The sequence below is a fragment of the Pseudoalteromonas luteoviolacea genome (assembly GCF_018100925.1).
GTDB classification, from domain to species: domain Bacteria; phylum Pseudomonadota; class Gammaproteobacteria; order Enterobacterales; family Alteromonadaceae; genus Pseudoalteromonas; species Pseudoalteromonas obscura.
This window is the reverse complement of record NZ_JAGJEH010000007.1, coordinates 286,076-303,791: the sequence shown is the minus strand read 5'-3', so window position 1 is coordinate 303,791 and position 17,716 is coordinate 286,076. Positions and strand designations below refer to the sequence as shown.

Sequence of the window (17,716 nt, the reverse complement as noted above, 5' to 3'; positions counted from 1 at the left end):
TATGAACTATTACCAAGAAATTACCTTGTTGCCAGAAGTCGAAATCCCCCTCAGTGACATTTGGCAAAGGGTGTTTCAACAAGTGCATATTTCGCTTGTTGAACATAAGGTTGATAAAAATAAATCAGCTATTGCCGTTGGTTTTCCTCAGTATGGTAAAGCTAGTTTTCCACTGGGTTCAAAATTGAGGCTATTCGCTAAAGAACAAGCACAGCTTGAACAGCTTAATATCGCTAAATGGCTAAGTCGGCTTGAAGACTATACGCATGTCAAAGGCATAAAACCTGTGCCAGATGAGGTCAGTTATGTGAGTTTTACGCGAAAAAATGTCAAAAGTCCGGCTAGGGTTGAGCTGGAAATGAAAGAGCGGGCGAAGCGGCGAGCTCAAAAAAGTGGAAAAACTTTCGATGAATGCATGGCTGAGCTAGCTGAGACTAAACCTGAACAATCTAACTTGCCTTTTATCTTTTTGCATAGTCAGCAGACTAAAGCGCGCTCACCAGGCAAAAGCAGTAAGTATCCTCTGTTTATCATCATGCAAGAACGCGAAAGTGAGTCACATGGCATATTTGACTGCTATGGACTGAGCGCAAAAGCAAATGATGAAAATACATATGGGTGTGTCCCTCACTTTTAACAGCTAAAGGGTATTTTTACCCTTTATTTTTGCTCTTTTAAAATCTGTATAAAATACAATGAGTTGTGATAGGCTGTTTTTAACAAGATAAAAATAGGTTTTTTACCTTAATAGTCTGTTGTAACTTATCTTTTTTCATTTATTCTATACTTCACTGCCACGCAGGCAGCTTAGAAAATGTTTTCTGGTTTTACCGCGACTATCTATTTCTTCACTGCCACGCAGGCAGCTTAGAAAGATATGCTGTGAAGCAGTAGACTCTGACAATCCTTCACAGCCACGCAGGCAGCTTAGAAATTATCGCCATGTTCTTGTTGAAAGTCTGAAATCTTCACTGCCACGCAGGCAGCTTAGAAAAGCTTCAACATCTTTAGCTGCGCGCAAAAATGCTTCACTGCCACGCAGGCAGCTTAGAAATGCTTGCCTTGCTTGCGGTAAGCCAACAAAGACTTCACTGCCACGCAGGCAGCTTAGAAATATCCAGAGTAAAGCTTCTTGCGCCAGAGTGCCTTCACTGCCACGCGAGCATTCAAAAAGCATTACCGACTTCCATGACGCTAATAATATGCAAAAAATGGATCCTGATTTTCATCAGGATGACGGTGAGCAGTATGATATTTTACTTGATACAGGCAAAAGTGTAATGGGTAGATTGTTCAAAGAAAAGCTACATGTTTGCGGTAAAAGTGCACAGGAAAGATCGGTAAGGATATGTGCCACATTTTAAATCAATAAAAGGGAGTTTTTACCTTTTATTTTTGCTCTTTTAAAATTTGCATAGAATACAAAGAGTTGTGATTTGTTGTTTTTAACAAGGTAAATATAGGTTTTTGACCTTAATAGCCTGTTGCAACTTATCTTTTTTTACTTATTTTATAGTTCACTGCCATATAGGCAGCTTAGAAAAATAGCAAAAATAGTATAAAGCGGTATAAAAAGTTCACTGCCATATAGGCAGCTTAGGTGATGAGTGACCGAAACGAAGTTTCGCAGCACGAAGAAGTGAGGTCATGGATGACCGATGTAACCAAGCTCCATGGATGGATTTCAGCTCTGTGTTGAAAAAATTCCAGTTCACTGCCGTGCAGGCAGCTTAGGTGATGAGTGACCGAAACGAAGTTTCGCAGCACGAAGAAGTGAGGTCATGGATGACCGATGTAACCAAGCCCCATGGATGGATTTCAGCTCTGTGTTGAAAAAATTTCAGTTCACTGCCGTACAGGCAGCTTAAAAGCGTTTCAGATTCTCCACCAATAAATTACACATAGGAAACTGCACAAAAGTGGATCCTGACCTTCGTCAGGATGATGGGGGTTGTAGATACGTAGTTGCAGTGTGGAAGTGTATCCGAACCGTCTTCCCGAGCTTGCCTCGGGATCCATATTCAAGGGTGCAGAAAGCCTGATGGTATAGGGTGAGATGGATCCTGACCTTCGTCAGGATGACATCAGAGGTAAAGGCGTGGTTGGTGGTACTTGACATTATGGGATCCTGACCATCGTCAGGATGACATCGGAGGTATAGGCGTGGTTGCTGGTATTTGGCGTCATGGATCCTGACGTTTATCATTGTGGCGGCGAGCAGGGCTGTGTTTTACACATTTAAACCTCTATTGCTTTTTAACACCTTCTTTGGCTAACAGGGCTTTTTTTCGCTCTAATCCCCACCGATAACCGCCTAAAGTGCCGTCGCTGCGCAATACTCGGTGGCAGGGGATCAATATACCAATACGGTTTTTACCACAGGCTGTGCCAACGGCTCGAACCGCTTTTGGGTTGTCAATTTGAGCAGCGATTTCCCCATAGCTTATTACCTCGCCCTCTTTAATACTGAGTAGGAATTGCCAGACTTTAATCTGAAATGCCGTGCCTATAATATCTAGCGGCACATCAGGTTTGGGGGCGCCGTGTGAGATATGGTTGTCCAGAGCATGTATCCAGTTATCAAGCTCAGGCGCATCCTGTGCCTTTGATAGCACGAGTTTTGCCTTGGGGAACTCTTCTGACAACAGGTTTATTAAAGACCTTTGATTATCTCCAAATTGCACTGAACATACTCCCCGACTTGTTGCCGCCATCACCATGTGCCCAAGCGAGGTTTCTCTACATGCGTAGTAAATCACTTCTCCTTGGCCTCCTGCTCGATAGGCTTTAGGTGACATGCCGATATTGCGTGTGGTTTCACCATACACTCGACTTATTGAGCCAAATCCAGAGGAGTAGATAGCGTCAGTGATCCCTTCACCCGCCCTCAAATGACATTTGAATTGGCGCATTCGGACTGCATCCTGATAGTGTTTTGGAGACACACCAAACATTGTTTTAAATGACCTTTGCAGTTGAGAGGGTGATAAGCCTGCAACTTTGCCCAGTTGGACAAGCGTCAGTTTTTCATCTGCGTGCTTTTCTATATGGCGAGCGACATTTATTAGTGTGTCGACTTTTTTTGTTGATGCAATGGGGTTACAGCGCTTACACGGTCTGAAACTGGCCGCTAAGGCGGACGCTTGGTTGTAAAAAAACCTCAGGTTTTCTGGCTTTGCTGATTTTGTAGGGCAAGAAGGCTGACAAAAAACGCCAGTAGTAATCACGCCATAGTAAAACTGTCCATCAAATGAAGGATCTCGGCGGTTTACTGCTGCTGCCATTTCAGCTTCAGTGAGCTTCATCATAGTCAGGTTCGTTGATCAATTAAAAGTATTCATACTTCATCATAGCGGTTTCTAAAATAACATCTGATTCTTGCTACGCAATTATTTTAAATCATCACACTGCCAGTCTAAATTTAAATAGGGCGCAAGATTCGGATGTTATGTTATATGTGCGCTCGCTAGCATGGTTGATACTTATAAATATCTTGGTAACAGGAACTATGACAACTTCCATCAATCACACGATGAATATAAAAATTTGGACCATGCTTATTCTGCTATCTATGTTGTGGGGGGGCTCTTTCTTCTTCGTTGGTGTTGCAGTTAGCTCGCTACCTTCATTGACAATTGTAACATTGCGAGTGGGCATTGCTGCGTTGGTATTGTGGGGGATGGTCATTGCCTTAGGTGAACGCCCGCCTAACAGCCTAAAAGTGTGGGGAGCATTCTTTTTTATGGGGTTGCTCAATAATGTTATCCCTTTTGTTTTAATTGTTTGGGGTCAAACGCAGATTGCATCGGGTTTGGCATCTATTTTAAATGCCGCAACGCCTATTTTTGCGGTGATCGTTGCCGGGGTTTTATTGCCCGATGAACGGCCAAGCTTTATGAAGTTGGTGGGGGTTATGCTGGGCTTTTGTGGTGTCGTTGTTATGATTGGCATGCCAGCTTTAGAAGGGAGTGGTAGGTTACTTGCCCAGCTAGCAGTCGTGGCGGCAGCACTATCTTATGCATTTGCGGGTGTGTATGGGCGTCGATTTAAATCTATGGGAATTAATCCTCTGAGCACGGCTGCAGGGCAAGTGACGGCTTCAACTCTGATTATGATACCGCTGACGCTGTTATTAGAGGGAGCTGTAGACTTCCGTTCAATAAGTGTAATTACTTGGGGAGCTGTTGCGGGGTTAGCCATTGGCTCGACAGCTGTAGCATATGTACTTTATTTTAAGGTATTGGAGCTGGCTGGCGCGACTAATGTCCTTTTAGTGACTTTGCTTGTGCCTGTTTCGGCGGTTTTTCTTGGCGCTCTGTTCTTAAATGAATCTTTAGAAACCATTCACTTTATTGGTATGGGTCTTATTGCTTTAGGGTTGTCTGCAATTGATGGGCGCTTATGGCGACAACTGAGGCTGACTGGCGCTTAGTGTTTTCATAGTCTAGCGAAATAAACCAGAGTGTCTCTAAACAAAGTGACGATGCGTATCAAAAGTGAGTCTTATTTGGACGTGGATCCTGACTTTCGTCAGGGTGACGGGTGAGGTGCAGTTGAGTTTGATGGCACAGAGTGAGATGGATCCTGACTTTCGTCAGGATGACGGGTGAGGTGCAGTTGAGTTTGATGGCATAGAGTAAGATGTATCCTTACTTTCGTCAGGATGACGGGTGAGGTGCAGTTGAGTTTGATAGCATAGAGTGAGATGTATCCTGACTTTCGTCAGGATGACGGCTGAGGTGCAGTTGAGTTTGATGGCATAGAGTGAGATGTATCCTGACTTTCATCAGGATGACGGGTGAGGTGCAGTTGAGTTTGATGGCATAGAGTGAGATGGAGCCTGACTTTCGTCAGGATGACGGGCGAGGTGCAGTTGAGTTTGATGGCATAGAGTGAGATGGATCCTGACTTTCGTCAGGGTGACTGCTGAGGTGCAGTTGAGTTTGATGACATAGAGTGAGATGTACCCTTACTTTCGTCAGGGTGACTGCTGAGGTGCAGTTGAGTTTGATGGCATAGAGTGAGATGGATCCTGACTTTCGTCAGGATGACGGGTGAGGTGCAGTTGAGTTTGATGACATAGAGTGAGATGTATCCTGACTTTCGTCAGGATGACGGAAGAGGAAGTTGATAGTTTTTCTGCAACACGGTCTCAGACTACTTTAAACCTGTAATGGGGGTTTCCACTTTGGCACCTTTTGAGTAATGCTGGCATCTTTTGCATGTTGGGTGTCACAAATTGTCAGTGTGTGGCGTGTTTTGAATGTTTATACTGGATTTAATTGTTCAGCGGGGTTTAAACAGAGGTAAAACAAATGGCAAATACAGCACTTATTACAGGCGCATCGGGCGGTATAGGTCTTGAGCTGGCGCATCTTCACGCGCAGCAAGGGGGCGACTTGGTATTGGTTGCACGCTCTCAAGACAAGCTTAATGCGTTAGCGAAGGAGCTTGAAATAAAATACAACATCAAAGCAACGGTGATAAGTGAAGACCTATCCCAACAGCATGCGGCGCAGCGTATTTTTGATAAAACCAATGCGCTCAATATCGAGGTTGATGTGCTAATAAATAATGCTGGTTTTGGGGGGCATGGGTTGTTTTACCAGCGTGATCTTGAATCGGATCAACAAATGGTGCAAGTGAATATTACTGCACTGACCGATCTTACTCATTTATATTCAAAAGGCATGATTGCTCGAAAGCACGGACATATTTTAAATGTGTCTTCTACCGTGTCATTTTTACCGGGCCCATTGCAGGCGGTATACTATGCATCAAAAGCCTACGTGACTTCTTATACACAAGCTATTGCGGAAGAGCTGGACGGCACCGGTGTGACGGCCACCGCGCTGTGTCCCGGGGCGGTTAATACAGGTTTTGTGGCGGCGGGTAACCTTGAAGGCGTTGATGTATGGAAACATGCAAAGTCGGCAAAGTCGGTGGCAGAATGTGGATATCGAGCGATGCAAAAAGGCAAGCTGGTGGCCTTTAATGAACGGAAATTACAGTTTTTACTAAACTGGATCACCCCCCTGTTACCACGCAAAGTGGTGCTTAAGTTGTCTCGTCAATCAATGGAAAAGTAACAAGTTATGAAAATTGCTAGCAAGTTCACGGTGCATTCCAATTGTAAAATATTACTCAAAGACATGGATATTGATGTTGAGACTGTGGTGGCTTATTCCAAGCTGCCAGCGGATATACTCAACCGAGATTCGGTCATGCTTTCACCCAAAGAGTATTTCGATTGGTGGCTGGCGATTGAAAAGGCCGCAGAGGGTCGGGATGTGCCTTTATTGGTAGCTGAGCATTTGACCGTTGAGGTGTTCGACGCCCCTTTGTTTGCTGCGCTTTGTAGCCCTGATCTAAACACGGCTTTGTCTCGGATCCAACATTACAAGCCTTTAATAGGCCCAATGAAAATGGATCTCGACGTGAATGAAAAGAGCACAGAAATGGCGCTGTCTTGTTATGGGTATGAAGGTGCAGTTCCAACCGTGTTAGCGCTGACTGAAATGGTGTTTTTTACTAAATTGTTGCGCTTAGCAACTCGTCATGAAGTGACCCCACTGGCAGTGATATTACCGGAATTACCGAATAATTTATCGGCATACGAAACGTTTTTTGGGTGTAAACCTAAGCTTGGTAGCAAGCTATCTTTGATGTTTAAAGCAGAAGATGCAGTGCGTCCTTTTTTGACGGCAAACTCAGGTATGTGGACTTACTTCGAAGGTGGGTTAAAGCAAAAGTTAGCAGATCTCACTGCGACGGCCACAATTGTGGAACGGGTGCGCGCGGTGTTGGTTGAATCTCTGCCAGCAGGGCATAGCGACATAGAATTTGTAGCACAAAAGCTGACTATGAGTAAACGCACCCTGCAACGCAAGTTAACTGAGGAGCAAACTACTTTTCACCGAGTTCTGCAAGATGTGCGTCTACAATTGGCCAAGCATTATCTTAGTCGGTCACATGTGTCGCTCAGCGAAATCGCTTTTTTATTGGGTTATCAGGAAGCCAATTCATTTATTCGCGCATTCACTACTTGGTGTGGGGTGTCGCCTGGAAGTTATCGGGAGCAGTTGCCGATATAGCGTGTTCAGCGTAAAGCAATCTATTTCAATATAAACATTTGCTTACGTTATTCGTTTTGTTGTGTGCCCAAGCATGTGCTCCAATAAAGGTAGTACAGAAGGAAGGGCACGAATATGCAGTTTGACGATCAAGAAATACAAGCAATAAAGAGTGTTGTAGGTTTGTTCTCGCCCAATACTGAGCTGGCTGTGGCAAAGTTTGTGGCCGGTGACTGCCACTACTACGGTGCGAGGCATGGCCGAAAAGGTGTTGAACAAGTTGATAATCGCACGTCGGTATTCGAGATAGGCTCATTAACTAAATTGTTTACTTGTGCAGTACTGGCGCAAATGGTGTGTGAGAACAAACTGAGTTTAAATGATGCAATAAATGAACATTTAGCGATTGAAATTCGTGATAATGCGGAAATTTCCTTTGAGTCTTTGGCAACTCACACATCCGGCCTACCAAGACTGCCGCCAGGACTGCTCTGGCAGGCAATGTTTAAGCGTAAAGACAACCCTTATGCTGCCTATTTGGAATCAGATCTTCTGACGCATCTTGCCCATGATATAAAGCTCAACACCAAGCGCACACACAATTATTCCAACCTAGGGATGGGGTTACTGGGTTATGTGCTGGCTAAGATGGATGGCATGAATTACGGGCAGCTATTGCAAAAACGTATTTTTGAGCCGCTCAATATGCATCGTAGTTTCTGCAATTGGCGTGATGTTCATGGTGAGTTGGTTATGGGCCTGAGTAAAAGTGGCGAGCCAACCAACAATTGGGATTTAGGGGTATTGCAAGGGGCTGGAGCTGTACTGTCGACCGTTCAAGATCTTGGTCAATTCGCCGCTGCACAATTTGACGGCATGTTGTCTTGGACACAATGCCAGCAGCAGCTTGTGTATGAAAAACGTTTTACCAAAATGGCTTTAGGTTGGTATTTATTAGACAGCTCAAATAAAACCGATACGGTGTATTTTCACGATGGTGGAACTGGCGGTTATAGCTCTGTTATGTTGCTCGACTTACAAAACAAGTCAGGCTATATCATCCTATCTAATATTTCAGGGCTGCATAAACTCAAAGGGCAAAAAGTCACTAAGCTCGGCTTTGATCTTATGCGCAAGCTAAAGGGCATTTAACTTCCTTGTTAAAAGCCAATTTTAATAAAGCTCAGTAAGGAGGCGTTACCATCTATCGCAGTTGTGGATATAGCGAATCAATCGGCCTTCGCTGAATTCTTTTTCAAAATCGCAGCTTGTTAGCCGAAGCATAAGCGTGCCGTTTTGCAAGGCTGTGGTGTCATGAATATCCCCAGGCAAATAAACATGACACTGTCCGGGTCTCTGCTGATATTTATCTTTTTGTACAGCTGTCAGCGTGCCATCTGGTTGAACAACTTGATGAAACACACCCATTTCAACTGCACCTGTCACTGTCGCATACAAAACCCAACCATTACCGTGGTCATGGGGGGCGCTATAGTCACCTTGTTGCTCTACATGGGCTTGCAAGATAAACCCGTGCTTTTCACTGTGAAAAACGATAGTACTGGGAGCTTTGTTTACGAGCAATGTGTGTACCCACTCCTCATCCCTGCAATTTGCTGCGAGTGTTTCTAAAAGTTGTTTACTGTGTTTAGTCAAATCGGCTGTTAAAGGCCCCCATATCTTAGACAAGGCGTCGATAAAAATAGGCAGTGATTGGTTTTTCATAAAACCTCCTAATGATAAGAGAATAAAATCAGAGAATTAGATCAAAGCTTTTGAGATTTAATGGATCTCCAGATGTAGATTGTGAGTGACAAGAGAATGATCATGCCGCCAAAAATGCTATCTAAAGAGGGGATTTCTTGAAAAAATAGATAGGCCCAAAAGGTAGCAAAGACGGCTTCGAGCACGAGGGTCATGGACACTTCAGCGGCGCTAATGTAAGTTGTCGCCATCATAGACAACACTCTGCCCAATGGGGCTGTAAATAAACCCATTGCAGCCATTATGAGCCAAGTATTGGTGGTGTAACTTGCCGGATCGGCATAATAAAACATGGTTAAGGCTATCAGCATGCCAGCCAAACCAACTGCCGCGATTTTACTTATTTGTTGGTATTTTCTAAGTAAAACAAAAAGTAAAGAAAGGCTTGTTACTGAGAGCAGTGCCATGGCGTCTCCAAACCAATTAAGAGAAGACAACGACCCTTTGGCAACAATAATGACGCCAAAGAGTAACAAGGTTATGGGCATCCAGATATCTTTGTTTAACTTTTCACGTAAAATGAGCCAGCTAAATAGTGCTGAAATCACTGGCGTAGTCGCAAGGATTAAAAAGGTATTTGCTATTGTGGTATGTTTCACGCTGACCACGAAGGTGCTACTGCCCAATAGCATTAACAGACTAGCTACGACAAGCGGCCAACCGCTTTGTTTAACTGCGCGGTAAATTCCTCTTTTATCTGTTATGGCTAAAAAGACAGGCATGGATATCGCGGTAAATAACCCGAAAAGGAAAACAGTATCAGTTCCGCCCACACCCGCATATCGAATGAATATGGGGTCAAAGCTCATTAATAATATCCCTAGTATCGCGGTAGATAGTCCTAGAAACTGCGTGTTTGAAAACAGAGTATTTATGTTCATTGTTCCACCTGAGATATAAAAAATGTGCAATTATTTTTTCACTCTCTCAGATGTTGATAAATGGATGATCTTTCTATTTTGTGGCACTTTTTGCCCAAGAAGTGTGGGGTGTTTTCAGCAATTGCCTTAGAAGTATTATTAACTTCCTAATTTAAATGACTTTGCCTCTTCTTCGGGTTCTTCTTGATAGTACTTTAATATCTAGATGGTGTTTTGATGAAGTGTTTGCGTTACCTTCTTTCAATTAGGTTGGCTTTCCAAAATGTTCACATAATCCTATAAATTAGTTGAATTATGCGCTTTAAAATTTGTCGTGGTACTGCATACTTTGACTTTCTACTATTGTGCCTCGAGGCAAAGTGAAAGCTTATATACATGTCATGGACAAGGGAACCATTCTAAGAGGTTGAATTCTTAGGGCGTGATAGTCAACTTTATCTACACGCTTACTTGTTGGAGGAAACATGCTAGATACCAAAAGGTTGCCTAAAGGGACATCATTTGATGTAGAGTTTTTAGATGTCGATGCAGAGCCTGAATCTCCACAGCCCCATCGACATGAATATTTTGAGGTTTTTTGGGTTCTTTCCGGTGAGGGGAAACAGAGTATAGATTTTGTAGAGTATGCTATGTTACCGAGCAGAATGTTCTTTATTACACCCGGGCAGGTCCATGACGTTCACGAACTGCCGGACAATATTTATGCAATTTCCTTTAACGCCGAATTTATTGACTCCCAGATTAAAAGTCAGCAGCCTATTGGTAAACTCTTTTTGCAAAATCGCAGCGATGTACCTTTCATCACGTTAGATGAAGTAGGTGATCAGCACTTAAGGAGTTTGATAAAGATCATTGAGGATGAGTTGGCTTTAGCATCTCCTGATAGAGATATGATGAGTAACCTTCTGGTCTCTTTTTTACGCTATGTCATGCGATACCTAGGCCCTGAGGCATTCTCGCAGACTCGGCAAGACCAAAGAATGATCCAGTTGCTGAAGCTTATCGACGACAACTTCTCTCAGCACAAGGATACCCGTTTTTACGCGCGACAGTTAGCGATGACAAATAAGCGATTAAGTGAGCTAGCCAAAGCACAATTTGGTAAATCTGTAACTCAATTACTGCATGAAAAAGTACTTGTTGAATCAAGGCGCTTACTTGCTTTTTCAAATAAAAATATCAAAACAGTTTCCTATGAGCTGGGGTATGACGACGCCAGCTATTTTTGCCGATTCTTCAAAAAACAGACTGGCGTTTCACCCCAACAATTTAGAGTTCAGTGGCTTGGAGCGCAGTCATTATAAGTAAATAGCAGTGACAATAAGTACTAATATGTGCAGCCGATACACGATTTTTGTGTTGAGTTTGTTGCAAAGTAACGTGTTTCTAGCTGACCAAACAACATTGATGTTTACATGTTGCCATCATTGTAATGCGACAACAGGCTTACATATCAATCACTCAGAGTTTTAAGCTTTAAGGCCACATACTTGCTGTTATGTCGGTTTTAAATTGTCAGTGAATTTAACTGGTGAGTATTCCCGGTTTGCGCCTAACAACACACTTCAAACTCATCTTTGTGTGAATTAAAAGTTAAAAATATGTATGCAATCAAATTTATATTGTATACATTGTGTTCGAGCTTATGATTTATATAGATAAAATGAAACAGACAATAGGGCGGTTTTCGGGGCCACATCTAGTGTGATTAGCTTGGTGTAATGCAATGCTCACCTAGATTGCAAAAAGTTAGTAACACCTCTATATCGTGATTTATCGCTAAAAGGGGATTTGCATGTGGCTGAAATGAAAGATGTTTTGTTACGCGTGGAGCTTTTCAGCATACAAAACACTTAATTATGAGCATGTAAGGACAGTCATCATGAATAATGTATATGTTGGTACAGACAAACGAAGATGCGGCAAGCTGTCGCTGATCAATTTGGGGCTTTTAGGTGCCTTGTTATCCAATAATTTGCTCGCACAGGACGACTCACAGCGTTATATCGTCAAAATGAATGACACTGCAATTTCGCAGCGTTTGAGTCTTCAAGGTATGCAAGGTGAGCATCTAGCACAGGCAAAAGCACAACTTATGACACATTTAGCCAAAGACATTGATAGCCAAGTCTTACGTGCTTTACCGAGTCAAAATGCGTTTGCAGCAAAGTTATCGGAGCGCCAATATCAAGCGTTATTAAAGCATCCAGATACTGCCTATATTGAAGTAGACCCAAAGCGGTATTTGGCTGCTGAAGCCATACCTTATGGGATAGATTTGGTTCAAGCTAGATTGCTGTCAGATGCACAAGCGAGCAATGTGAAAGTTTGTGTGATGGATACCGGTTATTCACCTGAGCATCCTGACTTACCGAGTACTGGCGTAACTGGAGATGATGGTCATGGTGATTACGACACAGGAGATTGGTTTCATGACGGGCATGGTCACGGTACTCATGTTGCAGGCACTATTGCTGCACTTGGTGGAAATGGCCTTGGTGTGGTAGGTGTAAATCCGTCAGGCACAATTGGGTTGCATATTGTCAAAGTGTTTGATGATAAGGGTGAGTGGACTTACGGATCGGAAATTGCGTTTGCGGTAGATCAGTGCGCTGATGCTGGTGCTGATATCATTAATATGAGTTTGGGCGGTACTTCGTTCTCTGTGGTGGAAAACGACGCGTTCAACCGAACATATGCCGATGGTATCTTACACATCGCTGCGGCAGGAAACAATGGCTCTTCAATGGAGCACTTTCCTGCGTCTTATGACAATGTGATATCGGTCGCCGCAGTTGACAAACACAGTAATAGGGCGAGTTTTTCTCAGTTTCATGGTCAAGTTGAATTGGCAGCACCAGGCGTGGAGGTCAACTCAACCTTGCCAGGCAATCGCTATGCAGCGTGGAGTGGTACCTCGATGGCGACGCCCCATGTGACAGGTGTTGCTGCATTGGTATGGAGTAATCACCGCGAATGTTCTAACGCGCATATTCGCAATGCTTTGGTGCTAAGTGCGCAAGATAGAGGCACAACAGGTCGAGATCAATACTATGGCTACGGGATTGTTCAGGCTAAAGCTGCCAGTGACTATTTAACTGAGCATGGTTGTGACAGTGCGATCAATCAGCAACCAGTGGCAAACTATAGCCACTCGATAGACGCACAAACGGTCTCTTTTATTGATCAGTCCACCGATGACAGCGCTGTAATAAGTCACTTTTGGCAGTTTAACGATGTGAACAACCCAGAGAAAGATATTTCAACGGAGCAAAATCCAACTTACACCTATGTAAATGATGGTCGTTATTATGTCACTTTACTTGCAACCGATGCTCAAGGTAAAGCGAGCATTAGCCAGCAAGAAGTGATTGTAGATAGTGGTCTTCCCGACGAATGTGAAGGGCTGCCTGGATTTTCAGTGCATCAAACTTATGCACCTGGCGATCGGGTTTTTTATCAAAACTACAAATATATTGCGAAGCAAGACACATTTGCGACTTATCCAACGCGTTACCCAGATATTTGGCAAAAACAAGGCCGTTGTTATGCAGCCAATGTTGCGCCCACTGCGGATTTCAGCGCTCAAGCAAATGGCTTAACTGTCAAATTTATTAATAATTCTTGGGATGATAACGGCATTGTTAGCTATCAATGGGATTTTGGTGACGGCAATCGCTCCACACACGAAGCACCTTCACACACTTATGCCACCAAAGGGGAGTATACAATCACGTTGACGGTGCAAGACCAAGCTCAGCTTTCCAGTAGTAAGGAAGTGACAGTGAAAGTCGATCAAGGTGTTCAAACGTGTGGAGGGCTCCCTGCTTGGCAAGCCAACAAAACTTATATAATGGACGATCAAGTCCACCTCAACAACGTGAAGTACACGGCGAAATGGTCTACACGGAAAAACCCTGAGCAATATTCTGGCCGCTGGGATGTGTGGATCAACAACGGACAGTGTGACTAATTCGGTTTCATTACTTACCAATCAGTATGCATAGGGGCGTAAATTTGAGCGAGTAAATTTGCTGATGACCTATCGCAGTCGTTTGAGTAGTTAGCGTCAACTGGAGCGCATTGCGAGGTGTTGAGTGCAATTTAATTGCCATTTTTGTGACTCTGTTCATGCCGATTGGTATTAGCTAACCAACCTGGGGTGGGTTCGCCCACCTTTTTATTCTAATCCACCTTGGTCACAATTCGTGTGGCCAAGGTGTTTCAATCGAGCTCATTATGAATAACGCCAAAGTTTTTTTTAAGCCCAGCAAAATAACTGCTTGGGGTTTAGTTTTGTCTTTATCTTTATTCTCTCATTTCACCACAGTGGCCCTGCAGAGCAAACATGTTGCCATTGAGGGCAATCGTTATATCGTGACATTTAATGTCCCTAAAGTGCGGGGCCTTTCAGCTGCTCAACAGCTTGAACATGCCCAAGGGTATCTTGATATACAAGCTGAAAAACTATCAACACAGCCAAAACAGCGCCTTTTAGAGCAATATGCAATGGCGTTAACGCTAACGCCTGATCAGTATCTCAGCTTAAAAAACCATCCTGATGTTCAATCAATAGAGGTTGACCCTAAGCGATATTTAAGTGCGCAGACTACACCATACGGCATTAGAATGGTCGAAGCAGATCTACTCCGTGATATCGGTGCTCCGCACCGAAAAGTGTGTATTTTAGATACTGGTTATACCTTGAGTCACCCTGATTTACCAAATCTGGGGGTTACAGGTAGTGATGGTCATGGAGAGCACAACACCGGTCATTGGTATCAAGATGGTCATGGCCATGGAACCCATGTTGCCGGTACCGTTGCTGCGATTGGCAACAATGATATTGGCGTTGTCGGCGTGAACCCCTCGGGCACGCTCGGCTTGCATATTGTCAAAGTTTTCAATAACGGCGGGGGCTGGGCCTATGGTTCAGATATTGCCGCTGCAATATATCAATGTGTTGCTGCAGGTGCCCAAATTACCAGCATGAGCTTAGGGGGTGGACAGCCCTCCGAAGCTGAACGTATTGCTTTCAATGATACTTATGCACAAGGCGTATTGCACATCGCCGCCGCCGGAAATAGCGGCGTGCAAAGCCAGCATTATCCAGCTTCTTATGACAATGTCATCGCAGTTGCAGCGGTTGATGAGCAAGGTGAGCGTGCGAGCTTTTCGACCCATAATGATCAGGTTGAGTTGGCAGCTCCCGGTGTAGACATACTCTCTACATTGAATTCAGGTCAATATGGAACTATGAGCGGGACCTCTATGGCGACGCCCCATGTTTCGGGTGTTGCGGCACTAATTTGGGGGCATCACCCTAATTGTAGCAATGCACAGATCCGCCAAGCTCTGCAAGCAACTGCTCAAGATAGAGGAGAGCAAGGCCGAGATGATTACTATGGGTTCGGTATTGTTAAAGCCTTTGCTGCCAATGAATACCTTAAAAACCTCGAGTGCCAACCGGTAACCGGTTTGCCTCGGGCCGACTTTACCTATGAAGCGGCGCATTTAACCGTGTCATTTCAAGATGCATCACAGGATGACCAAGGGATCGTTTCATATTTTTGGGAGTTCGGTGATGGAAAAAGTTCGACACAGCGATCCCCTACCCACGCGTATGCCAAAGAAGGCGACTATGTAGTCAAACTAAAGGTGACAAACACAGATAACATTCAAGGGTTTAAGGTAAAGCAGCTGGATGTTGATGATGGTATAGCGCCAATTTGTGAAGACCGGCCACTGTGGAATAGTCGTACAGAATACCGCAAAGGGGACAAAGTAAAATATCAAAACAACAAATATACCGCGATTCATTGGGGAACTGGCGCACAGCCAGCTGCGTATCCGAATGTATGGCAATTTGATGGCACTTGCACAACCAATGATGGTGCGCCAACAGCACATTTTACCTATCAAACGGAACAGCTAACGCTGCACTTAATCAATAATTCAAGTGATGACGGCGAGATAGTGACGTATCTGTGGGACTTTGGTGATGGCCTCACCTCACAACAAGCGGCTGTCAGTCACCAATATGCCAAAGCGGGCAGCTACCTTGTTACCCTGCGTGTTGCTGACAATGAAGGCCTATCGGCGGAGTTTTCTCAACAAATTCAAATTGGTGAGAAGCCTCCAGGTTGTGCAGATAGTACCCCATGGTTGGTGACAGTCGCTTACGGTCAAGGAAAAACCGTCCACCTCAATGATACAGAATATCGGGCGCGCTGGTGGAATCGAGGCATTAATCCAGAGCAAAATCATGGTGCTGGACAGCCATGGGCAAAGATAGGTTCATGTTTGTAAAGGGGGTTGACAATGTCTATGAAATTCCAATGTTCGTCTTTATTGATTGCCAGTATGGTGCTGCCTTGTATTGCTAACGCACAGAGCGCTGCTCACTACTACATAGTTAAGTTAAAGGATACGCCTTGGCAGCAAAGTTCACACGCGCCCCTTGAGCCTGAACGTGTATCTACCTTTACCTCGAAGCGGTTAGCACGCGTAGCTGAACAGTCTGGTTTTCAGGTTGAAAAAATGCTGCCGTCAGTCAATGCAATGACTCTTGTTTTGACCGCTTCGCAACAACAGCAACTGAGTCTCTCACCCGATATTGAGTTTGTTGAGCGGGACCCAATTCGTACGATTTCGAGTGAGGAGATCCCTTACGGGGTGGTAATGACGCAAGCAAATCTTATTCGTCCGCCACAAAGTAGCCCCAAGAAGGTGTGCGTGTTAGACAGCGGATACAGTGTTGAGCATCCAGATCTTCCTACTCGCCATGTCACAGGAGCAAGTAATTTTGGCACCTTGGCAACAGGAGACTGGCGTAAAGATGGCCTTGGTCACGGTACCCATGTTGCAGGCACTATTGCTGCTTTAAGTGGTAATGGGGTCGGGGTTACTGGTGTTCATGGCAGTGCACCGATTAAATTACATATTTCAAAAGTATTTGATGATGCAGGGCGGGGCGCTTATGGCTCTGACATTATTGCGGCCATTGAAGACTGTTTGGCGCAAGGTGGCAATGTCACTAATATGAGCTTAGGTGGTTCTCATCACTCGCAAGCAGAACGATTGGCGTTCGAAAAGAGCTATCAACAGGGCATGTTGCATGTTGCTGCTGCGGGTAACAATGGCACCAGCAGTAAAAACTATCCGGCATCATACAGTGAGGTTATTTCGGTAGCTGCGGTAGATAGTAACGCGGATAAAGCACGGTTTTCTCAGTTTAATGATGCGGTAGAGCTAGCTGCGCCCGGTGTCAGGGTAAAATCAACCAGTCATGACTTAGGCTACAAATTGATGAGCGGGACCTCCATGGCAAGCCCTCATGTTGCGGGAATAGCTACTTTGCTCTGGAACAAACACCCCGGATGCACTAATGAACAGTTGCGAGACGCATTGCAGTATACCGCCATCGACAAAGGAGATTATGGTCGAGATGACGAATACGGGTTTGGCCTAATTCAAGCGTATACAGCTGACAACTATCTGCAAAAAATGGGATGTGGTAAACCTAGCGCCTCAAAACCTGTCGCTGATTTTGACTACCAAATATCTATGCGCAGTGTTTACTTTACCGATCAAAGCAGTGATGACCAGTATATCGCGGCTCATCTGTGGGATTTTGGAGACGGTCATCAATCGGCGCTGGCAAACCCTGAACACAGTTACTTCAATGACGGCCATTATCGAGTGAGTTTAACGGTGACAGACTCAGATGGTCAAACTCGTATTCATGTGCAAACCATAGAGATTGATAGCGGCCTACCACCGCAATGTGAAGGGCATAAGCAGTGGCAAGTTGATGTCAGCTATCAAATAGGAGAGGTGGTGTTTTACCAAAACTATAAGTACCGCGCACTGCATTGGGGCGCTGGAATAAGGCCTGATTTATACCCTCATTTATGGCAAAAGTTAGCGCGCTGCTATGCGCCGTAAAAACGAGCCATAAAACGCGGGCATAGCTGGAACATTCAGGTTGTGCCCACA

Annotated in this window: 12 protein-coding genes and 1 CRISPR repeat array; of the genes, 9 read left to right on the top strand and 3 right to left on the bottom strand. The window is 44.4% G+C overall.

What is annotated here, in order from left to right; all coding sequences use genetic code 11:
- Position 1 precedes the first annotated feature (1 nt).
- On the top strand, positions 2-637 hold the full coding sequence (cas6f, locus tag J8M00_RS16830; RefSeq protein ID WP_211011693.1) for a type I-F CRISPR-associated endoribonuclease Cas6/Csy4: 636 nt from the start codon (positions 2-4) through the stop codon (positions 635-637).
- A 149-nt stretch (positions 638-786) separates the two neighbouring features.
- Positions 787-1,114: a CRISPR direct-repeat array (repeat unit 28 nt; unit sequence CTTCACTGCCACGCAGGCAGCTTAGAAA).
- Positions 1,115-2,246: 1,132 nt separating this feature from the next.
- On the opposite strand, the gene J8M00_RS16825 is transcribed toward cas6f, so the two are convergent.
- Positions 2,247-3,308 carry a bifunctional transcriptional activator/DNA repair enzyme AdaA gene (locus J8M00_RS16825; RefSeq protein ID WP_211011692.1) on the bottom strand — a complete coding sequence of 354 codons (1,062 nt, stop codon included), beginning with the start codon at positions 3,306-3,308 and terminating at the stop codon, positions 2,247-2,249.
- Between the two features lie 200 nt (positions 3,309-3,508).
- Here J8M00_RS16825 and J8M00_RS16820 point away from each other — a divergent pair, with 200 nt between their 5' ends.
- The 4 genes from J8M00_RS16820 to J8M00_RS16805 all read left to right on the top strand — a co-directional run bounded on the left by J8M00_RS16820 (position 3,509) and on the right by J8M00_RS16805 (position 8,225).
- Positions 3,509-4,432: a DMT family transporter gene (locus J8M00_RS16820; RefSeq protein ID WP_211011691.1), complete on the top strand. Its 924-nt coding sequence runs from the start codon at positions 3,509-3,511 to the stop codon at positions 4,430-4,432.
- Between the two features lie 883 nt (positions 4,433-5,315).
- Positions 5,316-6,089, top strand: a complete 774-nt coding sequence (locus tag J8M00_RS16815) for an SDR family NAD(P)-dependent oxidoreductase (protein ID WP_211011690.1) — start codon at positions 5,316-5,318, stop codon at positions 6,087-6,089.
- Between the two features lie 6 nt (positions 6,090-6,095).
- A complete protein-coding gene (locus J8M00_RS16810; protein ID WP_211011689.1) occupies positions 6,096-7,094 on the top strand; it encodes an AraC family transcriptional regulator in 999 nt (332 codons plus the stop codon).
- Between the two features lie 114 nt (positions 7,095-7,208).
- On the top strand, positions 7,209-8,225 hold the full coding sequence (locus J8M00_RS16805; RefSeq protein WP_211011688.1) for a serine hydrolase domain-containing protein: 1,017 nt from the start codon (positions 7,209-7,211) through the stop codon (positions 8,223-8,225).
- A gap of 45 nt (positions 8,226-8,270) precedes the next feature.
- On the opposite strand, the gene J8M00_RS16800 is transcribed toward J8M00_RS16805, so the two are convergent.
- Positions 8,271-8,798: a hypothetical protein gene (locus J8M00_RS16800; protein ID WP_211011687.1), complete on the bottom strand. Its 528-nt coding sequence runs from the start codon at positions 8,796-8,798 to the stop codon at positions 8,271-8,273.
- 41 nt (positions 8,799-8,839) lie between these two features.
- A complete protein-coding gene (locus tag J8M00_RS16795; RefSeq protein ID WP_211011686.1) occupies positions 8,840-9,718 on the bottom strand; it encodes a DMT family transporter in 879 nt (292 codons plus the stop codon).
- Positions 9,719-10,182: 464 nt separating this feature from the next.
- Here J8M00_RS16795 and J8M00_RS16790 point away from each other — a divergent pair, with 464 nt between their 5' ends.
- The 4 genes from J8M00_RS16790 (at position 10,183) to J8M00_RS16770 (ending at position 17,665) form a co-directional block, all read left to right on the top strand.
- On the top strand, positions 10,183-11,022 hold the full coding sequence (locus tag J8M00_RS16790; protein WP_211011685.1) for a helix-turn-helix domain-containing protein: 840 nt from the start codon (positions 10,183-10,185) through the stop codon (positions 11,020-11,022).
- Between the two features lie 578 nt (positions 11,023-11,600).
- Positions 11,601-13,691 (top strand): S8 family serine peptidase, encoded by a 2,091-nt coding sequence (locus tag J8M00_RS28325; RefSeq protein WP_247687431.1) that lies wholly within the window; start codon positions 11,601-11,603, stop codon positions 13,689-13,691.
- 323 nt (positions 13,692-14,014) lie between these two features.
- Entirely contained in the window at positions 14,015-16,027 is a 2,013-nt protein-coding gene (locus tag J8M00_RS16775; protein WP_211011684.1) for a S8 family serine peptidase, read from the top strand.
- A gap of 12 nt (positions 16,028-16,039) precedes the next feature.
- Complete coding sequence (locus J8M00_RS16770) at positions 16,040-17,665, top strand: S8 family serine peptidase (protein WP_211011683.1); 1,626 nt, start codon at positions 16,040-16,042, stop codon at positions 17,663-17,665.
- The last annotated feature ends 51 nt before the right edge of the window (positions 17,666-17,716 follow it).